Source organism: Clostridium sp. CMCC3677 (genome assembly GCF_023845585.1).
Classification (GTDB): domain Bacteria; phylum Bacillota; class Clostridia; order Clostridiales; family Clostridiaceae; genus Clostridium; species Clostridium aquiflavi.
Genome location: NZ_JAMQHS010000017.1, coordinates 12,201 through 30,165, shown reverse-complemented (window position 1 = coordinate 30,165; position 17,965 = coordinate 12,201). Strand labels below are relative to the sequence as shown.

21 protein-coding genes are annotated in these 17,965 nt (G+C 25.7%); 16 read left to right on the top strand and 5 right to left on the bottom strand.

Annotated elements, in window-relative coordinates; all coding sequences use genetic code 11:
- Nucleotides 1-122 precede the first annotated feature (122 nt).
- The 5 genes from NG901_RS15780 to NG901_RS15760 all read left to right on the top strand — a co-directional run bounded on the left by NG901_RS15780 (nt 123) and on the right by NG901_RS15760 (nt 4,814).
- Complete coding sequence (locus NG901_RS15780; protein ID WP_252216704.1) at nt 123-359, top strand: hypothetical protein; 237 nt, start codon at nt 123-125, stop codon at nt 357-359.
- A gap of 118 nt (nt 360-477) precedes the next feature.
- Nucleotides 478-1,431 carry an ROK family protein gene (locus tag NG901_RS15775; protein WP_252216701.1) on the top strand — a complete coding sequence of 318 codons (954 nt, stop codon included), beginning with the start codon at nt 478-480 and terminating at the stop codon, nt 1,429-1,431.
- A 309-nt stretch (nt 1,432-1,740) separates the two neighbouring features.
- Entirely contained in the window at nt 1,741-2,349 is a 609-nt protein-coding gene (locus NG901_RS15770) for a histidine phosphatase family protein (RefSeq protein WP_252216698.1), read from the top strand.
- Between the two features lie 23 nt (nt 2,350-2,372).
- Nucleotides 2,373-3,611, top strand: coding sequence for a competence/damage-inducible protein A (locus tag NG901_RS15765; RefSeq protein ID WP_252216697.1), 1,239 nt, complete (start codon nt 2,373-2,375; stop codon nt 3,609-3,611).
- Nucleotides 3,612-3,827: 216 nt separating this feature from the next.
- On the top strand, nt 3,828-4,814 hold the full coding sequence (locus NG901_RS15760) for a CPBP family intramembrane glutamic endopeptidase (RefSeq protein ID WP_252216694.1): 987 nt from the start codon (nt 3,828-3,830) through the stop codon (nt 4,812-4,814).
- 145 nt (nt 4,815-4,959) lie between these two features.
- Here NG901_RS15760 and NG901_RS15755 read toward each other — a convergent pair whose 3' ends face one another.
- On the bottom strand, nt 4,960-5,409 hold the full coding sequence (locus NG901_RS15755; RefSeq protein WP_252216691.1) for a hypothetical protein: 450 nt from the start codon (nt 5,407-5,409) through the stop codon (nt 4,960-4,962).
- 339 nt (nt 5,410-5,748) lie between these two features.
- On the opposite strand from NG901_RS15755, the gene NG901_RS15750 reads away from it, so the two are divergent.
- The 5 genes from NG901_RS15750 to lplA all read left to right on the top strand — a co-directional run bounded on the left by NG901_RS15750 (nt 5,749) and on the right by lplA (nt 9,817).
- Nucleotides 5,749-5,919, top strand: a complete 171-nt coding sequence (locus NG901_RS15750) for a (2Fe-2S)-binding protein (protein WP_252216689.1) — start codon at nt 5,749-5,751, stop codon at nt 5,917-5,919.
- A gap of 310 nt (nt 5,920-6,229) precedes the next feature.
- Nucleotides 6,230-6,658 carry a MarR family winged helix-turn-helix transcriptional regulator gene (locus NG901_RS15745; RefSeq protein ID WP_252216686.1) on the top strand — a complete coding sequence of 143 codons (429 nt, stop codon included), beginning with the start codon at nt 6,230-6,232 and terminating at the stop codon, nt 6,656-6,658.
- Between the two features lie 103 nt (nt 6,659-6,761).
- On the top strand, nt 6,762-7,115 hold the full coding sequence (locus NG901_RS15740; protein WP_003373813.1) for a carboxymuconolactone decarboxylase family protein: 354 nt from the start codon (nt 6,762-6,764) through the stop codon (nt 7,113-7,115).
- 91 nt (nt 7,116-7,206) lie between these two features.
- A complete protein-coding gene (gene lpdA, locus NG901_RS15735; protein ID WP_252216683.1) occupies nt 7,207-8,907 on the top strand; it encodes a dihydrolipoyl dehydrogenase in 1,701 nt (566 codons plus the stop codon).
- Entirely contained in the window at nt 8,900-9,817 is a 918-nt protein-coding gene (lplA, locus tag NG901_RS15730) for a lipoate--protein ligase (protein WP_252216681.1), read from the top strand. The genes lpdA and lplA overlap by 8 nt, the downstream gene beginning before the upstream one ends.
- A gap of 285 nt (nt 9,818-10,102) precedes the next feature.
- On the opposite strand, the gene NG901_RS15725 is transcribed toward lplA, so the two are convergent.
- On the bottom strand, nt 10,103-10,849 hold the full coding sequence (locus NG901_RS15725; RefSeq protein WP_252216677.1) for an NAD-dependent protein deacylase: 747 nt from the start codon (nt 10,847-10,849) through the stop codon (nt 10,103-10,105).
- A gap of 134 nt (nt 10,850-10,983) precedes the next feature.
- Between NG901_RS15725 and NG901_RS15720 the strand changes: the two genes are divergently transcribed.
- From NG901_RS15720 to NG901_RS15705, 4 genes are all read left to right on the top strand, one after another.
- Entirely contained in the window at nt 10,984-11,538 is a 555-nt protein-coding gene (locus NG901_RS15720) for a GNAT family N-acetyltransferase (protein ID WP_252216675.1), read from the top strand.
- A gap of 225 nt (nt 11,539-11,763) precedes the next feature.
- Nucleotides 11,764-12,315, top strand: a complete 552-nt coding sequence (locus NG901_RS15715) for a Uma2 family endonuclease (RefSeq protein ID WP_252216674.1) — start codon at nt 11,764-11,766, stop codon at nt 12,313-12,315.
- Between the two features lie 366 nt (nt 12,316-12,681).
- A complete protein-coding gene (locus NG901_RS15710) occupies nt 12,682-13,578 on the top strand; it encodes a helix-turn-helix transcriptional regulator (RefSeq protein WP_252216673.1) in 897 nt (298 codons plus the stop codon).
- Between the two features lie 67 nt (nt 13,579-13,645).
- Nucleotides 13,646-14,101: a GyrI-like domain-containing protein gene (locus tag NG901_RS15705; RefSeq protein WP_252216671.1), complete on the top strand. Its 456-nt coding sequence runs from the start codon at nt 13,646-13,648 to the stop codon at nt 14,099-14,101.
- 500 nt (nt 14,102-14,601) lie between these two features.
- On the opposite strand, the gene NG901_RS15700 is transcribed toward NG901_RS15705, so the two are convergent.
- Nucleotides 14,602-14,763, bottom strand: a complete 162-nt coding sequence (locus NG901_RS15700) for a hypothetical protein (protein WP_252216670.1) — start codon at nt 14,761-14,763, stop codon at nt 14,602-14,604.
- Between the two features lie 450 nt (nt 14,764-15,213).
- On the opposite strand from NG901_RS15700, the gene NG901_RS15695 reads away from it, so the two are divergent.
- Nucleotides 15,214-15,786, top strand: coding sequence for an accessory gene regulator ArgB-like protein (locus NG901_RS15695; RefSeq protein WP_252216668.1), 573 nt, complete (start codon nt 15,214-15,216; stop codon nt 15,784-15,786).
- Nucleotides 15,783-15,914: an AgrD family cyclic lactone autoinducer peptide gene (locus NG901_RS15690; protein WP_252216666.1), complete on the top strand. Its 132-nt coding sequence runs from the start codon at nt 15,783-15,785 to the stop codon at nt 15,912-15,914. Before NG901_RS15695 ends, NG901_RS15690 begins: the two co-directional genes overlap by 4 nt.
- On the opposite strand, the gene NG901_RS15685 is transcribed toward NG901_RS15690, so the two are convergent.
- Both NG901_RS15685 and NG901_RS15680 read right to left on the bottom strand, forming a co-directional pair.
- Nucleotides 15,906-16,559: a sensor histidine kinase gene (locus NG901_RS15685; protein ID WP_252216664.1), complete on the bottom strand. Its 654-nt coding sequence runs from the start codon at nt 16,557-16,559 to the stop codon at nt 15,906-15,908. The two genes, NG901_RS15690 and NG901_RS15685, sit on opposite strands and share 9 nt — an antisense overlap.
- A gap of 639 nt (nt 16,560-17,198) precedes the next feature.
- Nucleotides 17,199-17,927, bottom strand: coding sequence for a LytR/AlgR family response regulator transcription factor (locus NG901_RS15680; RefSeq protein WP_252216663.1), 729 nt, complete (start codon nt 17,925-17,927; stop codon nt 17,199-17,201).
- Nucleotides 17,928-17,965: the final 38 nt, after the last annotated feature.

Here is a 17,965-nt window from a genome sequence, read left to right as displayed (position 1 = left end):
AGGAAATAATGGTATTTATATCTCTTTTTACATATTAATAATTAGAATAATATTAATTAATTAAAGGAATAATAAGTTATATAAATAACTAAATTAAAAAATAAATGTGAGGTAAGTAATTGATGTCAACATATAGTATGGATATTACAGGAATCCTTGGATTAAGTGAATATAGTAATATTTTTGATTATTTCAGTATTGTAGATCATGGTGATGATTTTATAATAAGAATAAATGAAGAGAATAAGGAAAATATAAAATTTATTAATTCTATGCTTGAAGATAATAAATTTACTATTAGTGATGCGGGTTTTAACTCATATGGTTGTTACTCTATAAGTGCATATAAAAGAAAATAAAATATTGATTTTAAATTTACATTCCTTTACACTAAATATTATAGTATAATGTAAATATATTAGAACCGTTACCGGTGAGAAAAATTAACAATTAGTATTCAGTATGGAGGATAAATTTATGCAAAAATTTGTAGTAGGGGTTGACTTAGGAGGAACTAAAATAAGTACAGCTTTATCAAATTTAAATGGTGAAGTTATTAGCCAAACAACAGTTCCGACTAATGCACACGAGGGAGAAATTCCTGTATTAAATAGAATAATAGACTCGGTAGATAAGGTAATAAAAGATGGTGGAGTTACATATAAAGATGTAAAGGCAATAGGTATAGGCTCTCCAGGACCACTTGATGCAGAAAAGGGAGTAATAATATATACACCTAATCTTCCATTTAAAAACTTTAATTTAGTAGATCCACTAAGTAAAAAGTTTGAAGTACCTGTTTTCTTAGATAACGATGCAAACGTTGCTACTATTGGTGAATTTATGTTTGGAGCAGGAAGAGGTGCTAAAAACGTATTATTCTTTACAGTAAGCACAGGCGTAGGCGGTGGAGCTATATTAGATGGAAAAATATATAGAGGTCATACATCAAACGCATTAGAAATAGGTCATATGACTGTAGCTCCTGATGGTCCAAGATGTAATTGTGGAAATATTGGTTGTGTAGAAGCAACTTCATCAGGAACAGCTATAGGAAAAAGAGGTAAAGAAGCTATAGGAAGTAAAGTTGAAACATCATTAAGAAAATATGATGAGATAACTTCATATGAAGTATTTGTAGAAGCAGCTGCTGGAGATCCAGTATGTAAAGATATAATAGATAATGCATTAAATTATTTAGGAATAGCTGTTGCAAATGCGGTATCAATTTTTGATCCAGAAGTAATAATAATTGGTGGAGGCGTTTCAAAAGCTGGAAATATTGTATTTGATACAGTAAGAAAAGTTGTAGATAAGAGATGTTTTAAATCAATGGCTGAATCAGTTAAGATTGTACCAGCAGGACTTGGAACAGATGCAGGTGTTGTAGGAGCAGTAGCTTTAGCATTACTTGAAACTGCAGAAAATTAATTTAAATAAGATTTTTATAAGACCACTTAACAGTGATGTATATTGCAGTTAAGTGGTTTTTATTTATGTAATAGGCTATGTTTTAGCAGAGTGTTGATATATGCCACTTTACCTATTGCATATATCAACACACATTTAAAACAGAGACATGTAATAATATAGAGATTTCCACTTTAAACCACACTTGTTTATTGTTAAGTATCAATTGTTAATTAAAGTGCAGTTCAATCACTTTGTACTAGGTGGAATATAAGTTGTAAGTATTGTAAAATAAGACTATATGAAATACAGTGTGGAGAGTGATTAAGTATGACAACATTATTTTTAACTAGACATGGTGAAACAGAATGGAATATAGAAGGAAGACTTCAAGGAAGTAAGGATTCACCTTTAACAGAAAGAGGATTGAATCAAGCTAAGAGCTTAAGAGATAGATTAAAAAATGAAAAAATAGACATTATATATGCAAGTCCTATAAAAAGAGCTTTGGATACAGCAAAAATTATATCAGAACCTAATAACATTCCAATAGTAACTTGTGATGAGCTAAAAGAAATTGGGTTTGGAGAATATGAAGGAAAATATATAAAAGATTTACCTAAAATGGGAGAAAGCAATTTTTTAGAAGAAATGTTTTCTGGAAATCATGAAGTAAAAGGAACTGATGGTGAAACTCTTTTAGATGTAAAGAATAGAACATTTAAGAAGTTAGAATCAATTTTAGAAAAAGAAAATGACAAAAATATTTTAATAGTAACTCATGGAATGGCTTTAAAAGTTATAATGAGTTACTTTACGGAATTTGAAGGTGAACTTAAGGGTGTATACGGACAAGCTTCATTGACCAAAATAGTAAGAGATAAAGATGAGTTTAACATTCTATCAAAGAATGATAGAAGTCATACAGAAAATCTTTAAATTTTTAATAAAAGGGGCATAAAATGAAAGTTGAAATAATATCAATAGGAACGGAAATATTATTAGGTGATATTCTAAATACTAATTCACAATATTTATCTAAGGAATTAGCTTTATTAGGTCTTGATGTATACAATCAGCAAGTTGTTGGAGATAATGAAGAAAGAATTTTAGAAGCATTTGAATTAGCTTTTAGTAGAAGTGATTTGGTTATAACAACAGGTGGACTTGGACCTACAGATGATGATATGACTAAAGAAGTTGCATCAAAATATTTTGATAAAGAATTAGTAGAACATAAAAAATCAAAAGAAAAGATAGAAGAATACTTTAAATCAATGGGTAAGAATATGCCTAAAAATAATTTAAAGCAAGCATTATATCCTAAGGAATCAATTGTGGTTGAAAATAATAACGGAACAGCACCAGGTATTATTATAGAAGAAAAAGATAAAATAATGATTATTATTCCTGGACCTCCAAATGAGATGAAACCTATGTTTGAGGAAAGCATAAAACCATATCTAAATAATAAAACTAATACAACTTTAGTTTCTAAAGTAATAAAAATTATAGGTGTTGGAGAAAGTTCAGTTGCAGAAAAAATAAAGGATATAATAGATAATCAAACTAATCCAACAGTTGCACCTTATGCAAAGGATGGAGAAGTAGAATTAAGAATAACTGCAAAATCATATGAAGAGAGTGTAGGATTAAAATTAATAGAACCTATATTAAATGATATAAGAGAAAGATTAAATGATAATATATATTCAATTAATAATGAAACAATAGAAGAAGCTTTAGGAAAGATGTTAATAAATAAAGGATTAACTTTAGCTAGTGCAGAATCATGTACAGGTGGATTAATAGCAAGTAAATTAGTATCTTATCCAGGAATATCAGAAGTCTTTATGGAAGGTGCAGTAACATATTCTAATGAAGCTAAGATAAGAAGACTAAATGTGAAGAAAGAAACATTAGATAAATATGGTGCAGTAAGTGAACAAGTAGCAATTGAGATGGCAGAAGGCATATCTAAGACTTCTAAAACAGATATTGGAATAGCTACGACTGGAATTGCTGGTCCTGGTGGAGGAACTGCTGAGAAGCCTGTAGGATTAGTATATATAGGTATTTGTATAAATGGAAAGGCATATGCTAAAAGATATGTATTTAAGGGAAATAGAGCAAAAGTAAGAAACTCAGCGACTATAGCTGCATTAGATATGATTAGGAGAGAAGTAGAAAAGACATTTTAAAATAATGTTAATATTTAATTAAAACATTTATGATAAAAAATATTCCTATTGCTATCTATAATAGCAATAGGAATAAAATTTGGTATATAAATAAAATGGGGGGAGAGGCGATTAAATATTGAAGTTAGTTACTTCATTATAAATTCTTTCCCAAGAGGCAACTATTTATACACTAAAATATAAATCTAATTAATAATTTGTAGTAAAGGTGTAAATATGAAAAAAACATTTAGAGCTAATTTATATTTTTTAATAATACTATTAGGAGAAATAATAGGAACTAATTTTTTAGGAATTTTTTATTTAATGATGGGTTTAACAGATATAAGAGTGCAATTATTTTTAAATCATATGATTTTATTTATAATACCTGCAATAATATATGTAATAATAGTTAAGCCTAATATAAAACAAACTTTTAAGTTTAATAAATTATATTTAAAAGATTTTTTCTTAATAATTGTTTTATCATTTGTAAGTCAACCGTTAGTTACTTTGTTTTCACTTATAATGTCATTCTTTTTTGAAAATGATATAGGAAACTTTGTATCCCAAATATCATCTACACCATTTTTAATAATGTTACTTTTAATGGCTGTTATGCCTGCTATAACAGAAGAAATAACGTTAAGAGGTATAGTTCAATCTGGATATGATGATAAAAGTGATTTAAAAACGTGCATAATAATTGGCTTATTATTTGGTATATTTCATTTAAATGGTCAACAATTTTTATATGCAGCTGTTTTAGGTGGAATTTTAGCTTATTTAGTTAGAGTGACTAATAGTATATTTGCTTCTATGACATTCCATTTTATGATTAATGGAACATCAGTAGTTATGCAAAAGTTATTAACATTTTTTCAAAATAAATTTGGAATTGAAGAAACGGCTCAGGATATTTCAATCAAAGCTTTATCATTAGCTGAAAAGATGAATTTATTAAAAGGCTATGTAATAATGGGGTTGGTTTCAACATTTTTAATTGTATTAATGCTTAAAAAACTTAAGAGAATAAATGATAAAAGAAAACAAAATTTAATTAATGAACAAATTCAATATAAAGAGGCTGAGATTATTGATTATCAGTACTTTAATAAAGGTATATCTTATAATAAAGAAGATAAAATAATGAATTGGCCATTAATAGTAACCATAATAATATATTTTATATATATGGGTATTGCCATTATGTTAAGTTGATTAAATAGTTAGATAGAAATTTAGTTGAAATTTTAAAGGTGAAAGTAATAAGTTAAGGAAAAAATTCGTATTAGAATTTTAAAAATAACTTTTAACTTTCACCTTTTTACTTTGTAATGTTAATTAAAATGTAGAACAGAATTTTTTAGCATTTGATGATATCTGTATATGATGATTTATCTAAGAAATTAGAAAATGAATCTTCTTTTACCCAACCTCTTGAATTTATATTTGTATCTATAGGAAGAGATACATAATACCATACAATTTTATCGGATAAAGCTTTATCTAGTATATAAACTTCCATAGATATATCAATTTTTTGCAATACTGGCGCTAATTCATTTGGAGACAGATATACAATAGAATCTTTAGTTAATAAACCAGTATGTTCTGTTAAATCAAGAAACATAATTAATGGATTGTTTTTTAAAGAATTTAGTTGATTATACTCTGCTTTTAATTTATAAAACTGCTCTTGACTAGCGATTAATTGTTTTTTTACCGATGATATTTTGTTTTCATAATTATATATTAAGAATAATAAAGAGCCCGACACAACAATAATAAATAATAAGAATAATAAAATTTTCATATTAAATCTCCTATAACAACTATCACTTAAATTATATTTATTTACTATAGAAAAAATTCCAAAATTAATTTTAATTAAAAGGTATAAATATGAATTGAATATTTAAAATTAAGGATACGTTTTAGCAAGGTGTTTATATATGCATAAGTAAAAGTGGACTGAGTTCAATTACAATGCCACTTTCACCTATTGCATATATAAACACACATTTGAAACAAGTGAATAAATATTATTAATTAATAATATTTACTATTGAAATTTTGTGTAGTATGTATTAAAATTAACTCACAGGAAATTATTCTTGTAATACAAAAGATTATTGTTAAGGGGAATAGAAAAATGGATATGAATGAAGTAATATGTGGATGTGTTGGAGTTACAGCACAAGATATAAAAGATGCTATGAACAATGGAGCTACTAATTTAGAAGAAGTACAAGAAGCTACTAACGCAGGTACATGCTGCGGCGGATGTATTGAGAAAATAGAAGGAATAATAATTGCGAAATAGTTCTATTTTAGTAAAGTGTTGATATATGCATAAACAAGTAGACTGAATGATGAAATTTTACTTATTGCATATTTCAATATTTATAAAATTAGAGTTAAAAAATATAGGGTATGTTTTCACTTTAGAAAACATACCCTATATTTTTTATAGATTATTAACTGCTTAAATTAAAAATTTTTCAAGCATAATCATTAATAATTAAGTTGAATCATAATATGTTGAAGTAATAATTTTATGGAGAATTAGTTGCTCTTAATCTAAGGAGTATACTATAATTAAAGAATTGAAGAAAATCAAAGGATGTGGGGAAATGTATAATTTAGATGATTGCATTGGTTTCATAACTAATAAAGGGGCTAAAATACTTTCAGATGAATTTAACAGAAGGCTTCAGGAACATGATATGACTAGAGTTCAATGGATAGCATTATATTATATAGGTAAGACTAATGGTATTTTTCAGAAGGAGCTTTCTGATAACATGAGTGTTAAAGAATCTTCTATGGTAAGACTTATAGATCGTATGGAAAAAGATGATTTAGTTGAAAGAAGAAAAGAAATTAAAGATAGAAGAGTAACTAGAATATTTTTATCTGATAAGGGAAAAAAGTTAAGAGAAGAACTTATTCCATTGGGAGAAGAATTTCAGAGGGATGCAGTTAATGGTATATCAGAAGATGAACTAAATATTTTTAAAAATGTTTTAGAAAAAATGATAAATAATGTATGTAAATGTTGACAATACCACTTTGATGTGGTATTTTTTATACAAAGATACTTGCTATACTAAGTATTGCTATGTAAAGTAATTTAGAAAATAGAATTATATGGAGGTTTTTATTATGAAAAAAGATGTTAGAGGAATGTTAAATGATTTTATGAATGGGTTAAATACGCTAGGAGAAACTAATGGTGCTAATGTTGAAGCATTTATGAATCTTCTTGGTACAAACTATGGGGATGGTGCTATTAGCAATAAGACAAAAGAATTAATTAGTGTTGGTATAGCTACATATAACAGATGCGAATATTGTATAGTATTCCATGCTTTTAAAGCTTTAGAAGCAGGCGCTACTAGAGAAGAAATAATGGAAGCAGCAATGGTTTCAGTTGCATTTGGTGGAGGCCCAACAATGGCTTATTCAGTAACATTATTAAAAGATTCAATTGATGAATTTGAAAAAGATTTTAAATAAGTAGTAATTGTATATAAATAAAAATATATGGGTTGTTCATAACATCTAATTGATTTTATGACAACCTTTTTACATAGAAGGAGAATTTAAGATGGATATAAGATTAGAAACATTATCTGGACATAATAAGTCTGCTAAAGTAGGAAAAATTAGTGTGACTGAAGGAGAGCAAGTAAAAAAAGGGAAGGTATTAATGCAATTAGAAACAAGCAAAGGAAATACACCTTTTAAAGCAAATTTTGATTTTAAAATAGATGAAATAAAAGTATCTGAAGGTGACGAAGTTGAGATTGGACAAATATTATTTCTAGCAACTGGAGAAAATATAAGTAGTAATAGTAATACTCCTAAGGTTGATTATTTTGGTTCTATGCTTAAGGGAAAAAAAGAAAATGTTACAGCTGATTTAACAATAATAGGGGGAGGTCCAGGAGGATATGTTGCAGCTATTTATGCAGCTAAAAAAGGATTAAATACTGTTATTATCGAGAAAGAAAATCTTGGTGGCACTTGTTTAAATGTAGGATGTATTCCAACAAAAGCATTTGTAAAATCATCTGAGGTATTTCATAATGCATTAAACAGTGAAGAGTTTGGATTTACTATTGATAATATACAAGTTGATATGAAAAAAGTAGTAAAAAGAAAAGATGATGTTAAAGGAAGACTTGTTAATGGAATAGAGTATCTTCTAGAAGCAAATGGCGTAAGAGTTATAAAAGGAGAAGCTTCATTTTTAGATAATAAAAATATTATTGTAAAAAAGGGTAAAGATGAGTATACAGTAGATTCTAAAGATATAATTATAGCAACTGGATCTAAAATTTCAAATATTAATATTAAAGGAATTGATATGCCATTTGTTTTAAATAGTACTACTGCATTAAGCAATGAAAAATTACCTGAGTCTATAACAATAATTGGTGGTGGAGTTATAGGTATGGAATTTGCATTTATTTACTCTAACTTTGGAGTAAAGGTAAATGTAGTTGAATATGCAGATAGATTATTGCTAATGATGGATAAAGATATTTCTGAAGAGATAAAAGACATTGCAACTGATAAAGGAATTAATGTCTATACAAGCTCAAAAGTTACAGAGATTAAAAAATCTGAAGATGGCGATGCTATTGTATCTTTTGAAAAAGATGAAGAAGAAAAATTATTAGTATCAGAAAATGTACTTGTAGCAATAGGAAGAGAGCCTAATATTGATGGATTAAATGTTGAAAATATAAATCTTGAATTAAATGATAATAGAAGAGGAATTAAAGTTAATTCTAATTTAGAAACAAATGTTGAAGGTGTGTATGCTATAGGAGATGTTAATAATATAATGCAATTAGCTCATGTTGCTTCACATCAAGGAATGCTAGCTGTTGATAATATATTAGGTCAAAATAAAGAAATGAGCTATGATCATGTACCAAATGTAATTTTCACAGTGCCAGAAATAGCATCAGTTGGAATGAATGAAGATAAGTGTTTAAAAGAGGAACTAAATATTAAGATAAGTAAATTCCCTTATTCAGCTAATGGTAAGGCTTTAACTATGGGAGAAGAAAAAGGATTTATAAAAATAATTAAAGATATTAATAATAATAAAATAGTTGGAGCATCTATTATTGGAGCAGATGCATCTTCATTAATTAGCACATTAACTTTAATTATTAAAAATAATATTAGTGAAGAAAAAATTTGTGAAACTATATTTGCACATCCAACTACAGGTGAAGTAATACATGAAAGTGCCTTAGGACTATCTATAGGAGCTATACACAATCATGAATAAAGTTATCATTTCAAAAGAGGTAGATCCAGCTTATAACTTAGCTTTAGAAGAAGAACTACTTAGAAATTTGAAAGATAATGAAAATATATTATATCTTTGGCAAAATGATAGAACTGTAGTTATAGGGAGAAATCAAAACCCATATTCTGAATGTAATTTAGATTATATGAAAGAAAACAATATTACATTAGTTAGGAGAATATCTGGTGGAGGAACAGTTTTTCATGATCTTGGAAATCTTAATTTTACTTTTTTAACTAAAGAGGTAGATGTGAATTTAGAAAAGCAGCTTAAAGTAATAATCGATGGAATTAAAAGATTAGGATTGGTTGCAGAAGTATCAGGAAGAAATGATTTACTTATAGATAATAAGAAATTTTCTGGTCATGCATTTTATTCAGAAGATGGAAACTATTTTCATCATGGAACTATAATGATCGATATAAATTTAAATGAACTTTCTAAAGCATTAAATCCATCTAAATTAAAATTACAATCTAAGGGAATAAAGTCTGTTAGAAGTAGAGTTATTAATCTTAAGGATTTAGATAAAAAAATTGATTCTAATATTGTTAAGGAAGCTTTAATTAATGGATTTCTAAATGTATATGGAGAATTTGCAAATATAAAAGAATATAGCAAAAAAGATTACATTCCAAGTCATTTTCAAAAATATAATGATAGAAAGTGGAATTTTGGAGAAAGTCCTAATTACAATATAACTTTAGAAAGAAAATTTTCAATTGGAAATGTTGAGATTAATTTAGATATTGTTAATGGGATTATAAAGGATTGTAAAATATTCACTGATTCACTTATGTTAGTAGATTTAAACAAAATTCAAGAATGCTTAAAAGGAATTGAGTTTAATGAAGAAGTAGTAATTAAAATAATTGAAGGATATATGTGAATAGGCAATTCATATATACAAACAATTAAAATTAATGAATTTAATTTTATTGTTTAGAATAAAGATAAATTTTAAATTATAGGCTCTGTTTTAGCAGAGTGTTGATATATGCATAAGCAAAGTGGACGGAATAATTGAACTTATGAACACTAAAATGAGTATAGTCCCATTTTAGCTTGTTCCCAATATAAAATTGAGACAAGCAGTAAATGTGACAATACTCATTAAGGGTTCTAAAAGTCCAATTACAATGCCACTTCACCTATTGCATATATCAACACACATTTAAAATAGAGCTAAATTATTAACTGCTTCACTTAAAACTTTTCCAACAGAATCATTAATAACTAGATTAGCCTTTGAGTCAGCTGAAGTAGAACTTTTATTTATAAGAATAAGATTTTTACCTCTAAAATAATCAATTAATCCAGCCGCTGGATAAACAACTAATGAAGTACCTCCTATAATTAAGGTATCAGCCTTAGATATTGCTTTAATTGCACCTGTGATAGTATTATCATCTAATCCTTCCTCATAAAGAACAACATCTGGTTTAACAGTTCCTTCACACTTTGTGCAAATAGGAATTCCTTTTGATTCTAATATAAAATCTGAATCATAAAATGCATTACAATTAGTGCAATAATTTCTATGAACAGATCCATGTAGTTCGAAAACATTTTTAGAACCAGCAGCTTGATGAAGTCCATCTATATTTTGGGTAACAATAGCTTTAAGTTTCCCCATTTCTTCGAGTTTAGCGAGTGCTATATGTCCGCTATTTGGTTTAGCATCTGGATATATAAGTTTAGCTTTATAGAAGTTAAAAAATTCTTCAGGATGTCTAATATAAAAGCTATGAGATACTAATTGTTCAGGTGTAAAAGTTACATTAAGTTTTTTATTAAACAAACCATTAGCACTTCTAAAATCAGGTATTCCAGATTCGGTTGACATTCCTGCACCGCCAAAGAAGACTATGTTATTGCTGTTTTTTAAAATATCTGATAATTTATCTATTTCAATACTCATAAAAATCATCTCCAAACTGTATTTATATATTTATTATTACACAATTTATTATAAAAATTAAAGAGATATGATTAAATAGTATTTATTTTAATGGTATAATTTTCATAAAATTGAATTTGGTAGGGGATGAGAAGATGAATATTATTATTGAAACCAAAGATCTTATATTAAGAAATATAAAATTAAATGATTTAAATGTACTTCATGAAATAAGGAATGAGGAATATATTTTAAAATGGATGCCAGATTGGAAAAGTACAAAGAAAGAAACAAAACAATGGATTTCTGAAGTAATAGATTTTTATGATAAACAGAATGAAAATGATTTATGGTGTCAGTTAGTTATAGAAAAAAAATCAGATAATACTATATTAGGAATAATAGCACTACAAACTAAATTTGAAGTTAATAATGAAATTGAAATAGCATATTTTATATCTGAAAAATACTCAGGAAAAGGGTATATGAAACAAGCAGCTAAGGCAATATTAGAATGGGGATTTGATAATTATAATTTTCCTTTTGTTATAGCAATTGTTGAAATAAATAATTATCCATCTCAAAAAGTTATTGAATCAGTTGGATTTAAAAAAGTTGAGACAAGAATGATTTTAAATTCTGGTGAGGAGAAAGAAAAGCCATTTTTTTATTATAGATATGACAGAAAAATTAATCATTCTAAAAATTAGAATAATAAGTATATATGATAAATTAGATTTCATTGATAATGAATGAAGAATTTAATATAATTATGGTAGTAAATTAAACAAATGATAAAATAGATATAAATGAAAAAATATAATGGTAAAAAATTAAAATTTATATGTACTTTTAATTTGTTTAAAAATGGAAGAAATAAGTGTACATTTGAGATAGTCTACGATGAGGAGACTATATAATAAGGAGGTTATTTTGTGAATTATGACTATGTAAATAATTATAGTGAAGAAGAATTTGAAGACATTCAAGCTCATTATGATGGAAAAGCAGAGTATGACAATGGTTTAATATTCTTAAGTTCAACAGCACCAATAAAACATAATCAAATTAAACGAAATATTTTAACCGAACTTTCAATATATTTAAAAGGTTCAAAATGCCAAGCTTATGATGAACAAATAGAGGTAATATTTAATTATAAAGATGATATTAGAAAATATAAACCAGATATTTTTATTATGTGTGAAGATGCAACTAAAAAAGGTGAAAGCTTTACTTCCACTCCAAAAGTAATATTTGAGATATTATCAAAATCAACTGCTAAATTTGATAAGGGTAGAAAATATGATACCTATGAAAGGTTTGGGGTATTAGAATATAACCTTGTAGAACAAACTGGCTTTATTGTCCAACATGCATTGATTGATGGAGCATATCAGATAGTTAATGTATATAAGAATAGTGATGAATATAGTTCAACTGTATTTTCAGATTTAAAAATAAATTTAACTGATATATTTGAATAATTTTTGTAAGTGTCTAGTTCACAACTAGACGCTTTTTTATTCTTTAGGAATTTATATTATTAAAGAATTTGTGGATAACTTTTAGAATACAGTGTTTTAAAGGTATGATGAGTACCCCTAAAGAATAAAAAATAATCATATGCCGCACCATTATTCCTGCACTGCGTTTGGAAAGGGTGCATGGCTAAAAAAATTGACGGCTCTAAAGTCGCCTTAGCGATTTTGTTCTTATTACACAATTTATTATAAAAATTAAAGAGATATGAACAAATAGTATTTGTTTTAATGGTATAATTTGTATAAACAATAAATTGGGTATAGTGTAGGAAAATTAATTAGTATTAAAGAAGATATTGGAGATGTTAAATGAAAATAGATAGGTTATTTTCTATTGTAAATATATTAGTTAGTAAAAAGAGTGTTACTGCTGCAGAATTAGCAGAGCAATTTAATGTGTCTGTTAGAACTATATACAGGGATATTGAAATATTATCTACAAATGGTATACCAATTTGTTCAGCTCAGGGTAAAGGTGGCGGGCTTTCTATTTTAGACAATTATTCTATAGATAAAGCTATATTGTCTGATAGTGAACAGAAGCAAGTACTTATGGCATTACAAAGTGTAAATGCTACAGGACAGATAAATGTAGATGATTCTTTTTTAAAACTAAGAAGTTTATTTAGGAAGAATGCAATTGATTGGATAGAGATTGATTTTTCAGGTTGGGAGCAAAGTGAAGAGGATAAAGAAAATTTTGAAATTATTAAAGACAGTATTATTAATTCAAAGGCAGTATATATTTCTTATTTTAGCAATAAAGGTGAGAGGTCAGAGCGTATTATAGAACCGTATAAATTGATATTCAAGGGATATAATTGGTATATATATGGATATTGTAGAAAAAGAAAAGATATGCGATTTTTTAAATTAACAAGAATAGAAAAAATAGAAATTTTAAAAGATACCTTTGTAAATACACCATCATTAGATATTAGTTATGATATGTCACCAAAGGAAGAATTAATTGAAGTGAAGCTTAAAGTACATATTTCTATGGCTTCCAGAGTTTACGATGAGTTTAAAAATGGAAGAATTACTTTAAAAAATGATGAATTTTATATTATAGTAAGTGTTCCAAAAGCTAAATGGTTATATGATTATTTTCTTGGTTTTGGAAATAGCCTTGAGATACTTGAACCGTTAGAGATGAGAGAAGAACTTAAGAAAAAAGTAGAAGAAATTATAAAAAAATATTTATAATATGACATATAGATGTCATGTTATGTTTGTTAAGATTTGATTATCAAAGAAAGAGAGGTAATCAAATATGAATTATGAGGTTGTAAATTTAAAAGAAAAGAAAGTAGTAGGGGTAACTGCTAGGACAAAAAATTGTGATGATAATATGACGGAGATAATAGGATCACTGTGGCAAAATCTTTATGAAGGTGGAGTATATAATACTATTAAAAATAAATCAAATGATAAAGCAATAGGTATTTACTCTGATTATGAAAGTGATGTTAATAGCGAGTATAGTGTTACGGTAGGGTGTGAAGTTAGTGATGCAGAAAATATGAGTGAAGGCACTATAGTAAAAATTATTCCAGCTGGAAAATATGCTAAGTTTATTGTTCATGGACAAGTACAACAAGCAGTTAATAATTTTTGGCAAGAGTTATGGAATATGAAATTAAATAGAAATTATAGATGTGATTTTGAGGAATATCAAAATTGTGATATGGAAAATGCAGAAATCTATATTTATATATCTATCGATTAGGCTATATTTTAGCAGTTTGCTGATATATGCATAAGCAAAGTGGATGAAATGTAAAAAGGAAACTCGACTTCTGATAGTTGCTGAGTAAGTTTGAGGAGCGAAATATAAAATTCCGATTCTCACTTAACAAAACTAAAATGAGTATAGTCCCATTTTAGCTTGCTCACAATATAAAATTAAGACAAGCAGTAAATGTGACAATACTTATTAAGAATTCTAAAAGTCTAATTACAATGCCACTTAACCTATAGCATATATTAACACACATTTAAAACAGAACCATTTATTAAAATAAGTTTTTTAGAAATAAATTAAAGACATAATTATATAATAGGCAATTAATTTAAAAATATATGGAAAATAACTATCTGTAAGTCAGCTAATGATGAACCATTTCTTATATCTTTAAGCAGTGTAGATGTTTTAAGAGCAATAGCTCCACAATTATATGAAAAGCTTAAATAAAAAATAAATTACCTAATACTGATTTTCTCATATATCTAAAATATAATATGTAAACTATTATTATATATTATATCTATAAATGTGGAATTATCTATATTTAAACGCTTATCTTTAATAAGCTTTTGTATATGCTTAGTTAATTGCTTTAAGTAATCTAAATTAGACTCATGAGAAGAAGCTTCACAATCATCTTGCATTGCTTTTTTATTTTTCTTCCTGGACTTCCGAGTAATTAACTATTTCATCTAAAGTAATGTTAATAGTATGAATAATTTTGTTTATATGGGTTTTAAACGTAGTCTTACTATCAGTCTCACTTTTAAATAAGTTATTTAAAGGTGGTCTACTTATATCAGTTAATTTAGAAAAGGATACTTTGGTATGACCTTTATCATTCATTATTTATAGTAAGTGATCACTAACAATTTTTCGATTATCAAATAAAGGGTTAAAAGTATTTATTCCTCCTAAATCATTAATAATTAAATCATATCCTTTAAAGTTTGGTGTAAATATATTTTTAGGATTCAAGTATTTTATGAAATATTCTTTTTATGTATAAATTTTCATGTTTTATTACATTTTTATTTATTAATTTTAACATTAGTGGTATATTTTATGTAATAATATAAATGGGTGAAATATAAATGATAAACAAAGTTGCACTAAAAATAACAGACTATATACAAACAAATAGTAATATTAAGAATACTGATGATTTAGAAAAGATAAATTACTCATTACAAGCTATTTTAAATGAATCATTTAAAATAGCTATATTGATAATTTTATTTTATATACTTGGAAAAATAAATTACTTTTTATTTTCAATATTAATTTTGTTTTCCATTAGAATTTTTGCTGGAGGATATCACTGTAACACTACTTTAAGATGTCTATTATTTTCAATATTACTTTTTTTAATAACCTGCTTAATTGGTCCTATTTTACCAATGCTCAATAGTGGGGGTTATTATATAATAGCGGTGCTAAGTACTTTTATAGTTATATTTAGATCACCATATCCCAATAAAAATAGACCTATAAAAAATAAAAAAAGAAAGCGAATTTTTAAAATAATCTCCACTTTCTTCATAATATTTTGGGTATGCATTTTATTATTTTATATAAAAGATATAACTTATCTAAATTGTGGTTTTTTAACTATTGTATTACAAGTAATACAGTTAATATATATTAAGAAGGGAGTAAATCAATGAAATCAAAAAAGAATTTAACAGTACATATGTTAGGCGCATTTTTAATAGCTTTATCTCAAGTTATAGCTTGCACAGTTTCATTTGGACTTGTAGGTGAACCTAATGCCCCTAAAAGCTTATTAAAATAATATTCTAAAAATTATATATTTATCTTCAAAAAATAGTTGAATATTGCCACCACTTTGTTCAACTATTTTTTTTACATTATAAAGTCCATAACCTCTATTATTTCCTTCTTTAGTTGAAAAACCTCTTTCGAATATTTTTGAAATATTTGAAAGACTTGTTGGTATTCCTTCATTTTTAATTTCTAAGATATTCTCATTATCTTCATAAGTTATATTTAATATAACTTCTTTATTAGCCATATTCTCAACGGCTTCAAATGCATTATCTAAAAGATTAGTCAATATTTCTGAAAGTTCATAACTCTTTAATTTTAATTCTTTTAAATCATTATTTATAAAATATGAAAACTTAATATTATTCTTTTTTGCTTTGCATAATTTATTGTATATTATAGCACCTATAGTTGGCTCATTAATATATAGAATATCCTCTAAGCTTTTAGTAGAATAGTTTAATGAATGTATATATTCTTTTAAATACTTTTTAAGATTTTCTTTATCTGTTGTTTCTATTATTCCATTTATAGTATTTAAATGATTTTTAAAATCATGCTGCTTACTTTTTACTTCTTCTATAATATTAAGAATAACTGGATTATAAGTATTTTTTATTAACATAGATTTCTTCTCTTCACTTATTTTCATTATGTACTGATATAACATTAGATTTAAAATTAATACTATAGTTTGAACAATAATTATTAGAAACACGTTATTTAAAATAAGAATCTTGTCATATTCCCAAATTATTTTAAATATTATTATGTTTCCTAAAAAATTAATTATAAAATAATAAGTTATATTTGAGTTAATTTCTAATATGTTAATTCTTTTAGGAATCAAATAATAGCTGCCTATTGAAATTATTAATATTATAAAATTAGTAATAATATCAAATAGAAATGAATCTAAATAGTGATTTAAATTAAAAAAGTTTAAACTAAGTATAACTATTAATTGTAATAACATTATTACTATAAGGACTAAACAAAACTCTAAAAGAGTATGGATAAATTTTTTATGATAAAAATATGTTACTGAAAATATAAGAATTAAATAATTCAAAAACATATTATAATAAACTTTTATATTATTTGTAATAGCCATTATGAATGCACTAATTAATATTATAATAAGATTTCTAAAAAAAGTTTTTTCTCCTTTTAATATAAATTTTTGCCATAATATCATAAATGCACTTAATTCAATAGAGGTAATAATAAAATCTTTAAGTATATTCATTTGTATTTAGCTCCTTTCGATATAAATTAAAAATTAATAATACTATTTAAATTTATTCATAATTACATTTTTAAATTTATAACCCAAAAAAGCTTTTTCTTTATAGTTATTAAAATAAATTTCATATAATGTACTTGATAAACGTTCAATTCTATCTATATAATTAATGTTTACTATAAATGATTTATGACATTGAAGAATATCATCACAATTAATTAAACTTAATATTCTATTTAAAGTTAATCCCTTTATTTCATATTTTCCTTTTTTACTATGAACGGTGCATGTCCTAAGTCTTACTTCGATGAAAACAATTTCATCTAAAAATATTTTTGCACTAATACAATTACTAATTTTTAAAACTATATGTTTTCTTTCTTTTTCAGATAAATCATCTATTTGGGTTGTACATATAAGTTTTTTAGTTAATTTAATCAAATCTTTTTTTTCATAAGGCTTTAATAGATAATCGTAACAATGAATTTCTTTAAAAGCTTCAATCATATATTGAATATGTGTGGTTATAAAAACAATCCAACTAAATTCATATTTTTGTATTTTTCTAAGTTTTAAACAAAAATCCATACCAGAAGAGTCTTGTAAAGAAACATCTACATAGAAAAGATCTATTGATACTTTATTACAAATATCTAAAGCATGAACTTCATCTTCAGCCTCATATACATTTAAATTTTTATCTACTTCGGATAGTATATCCTTTAAATTTTTTCTTTGATATATATCATCTTCAATTATTAAAATGTTTTTCATAGTTCACATCCTTAAGTCATATTTAGATTTATTATTTT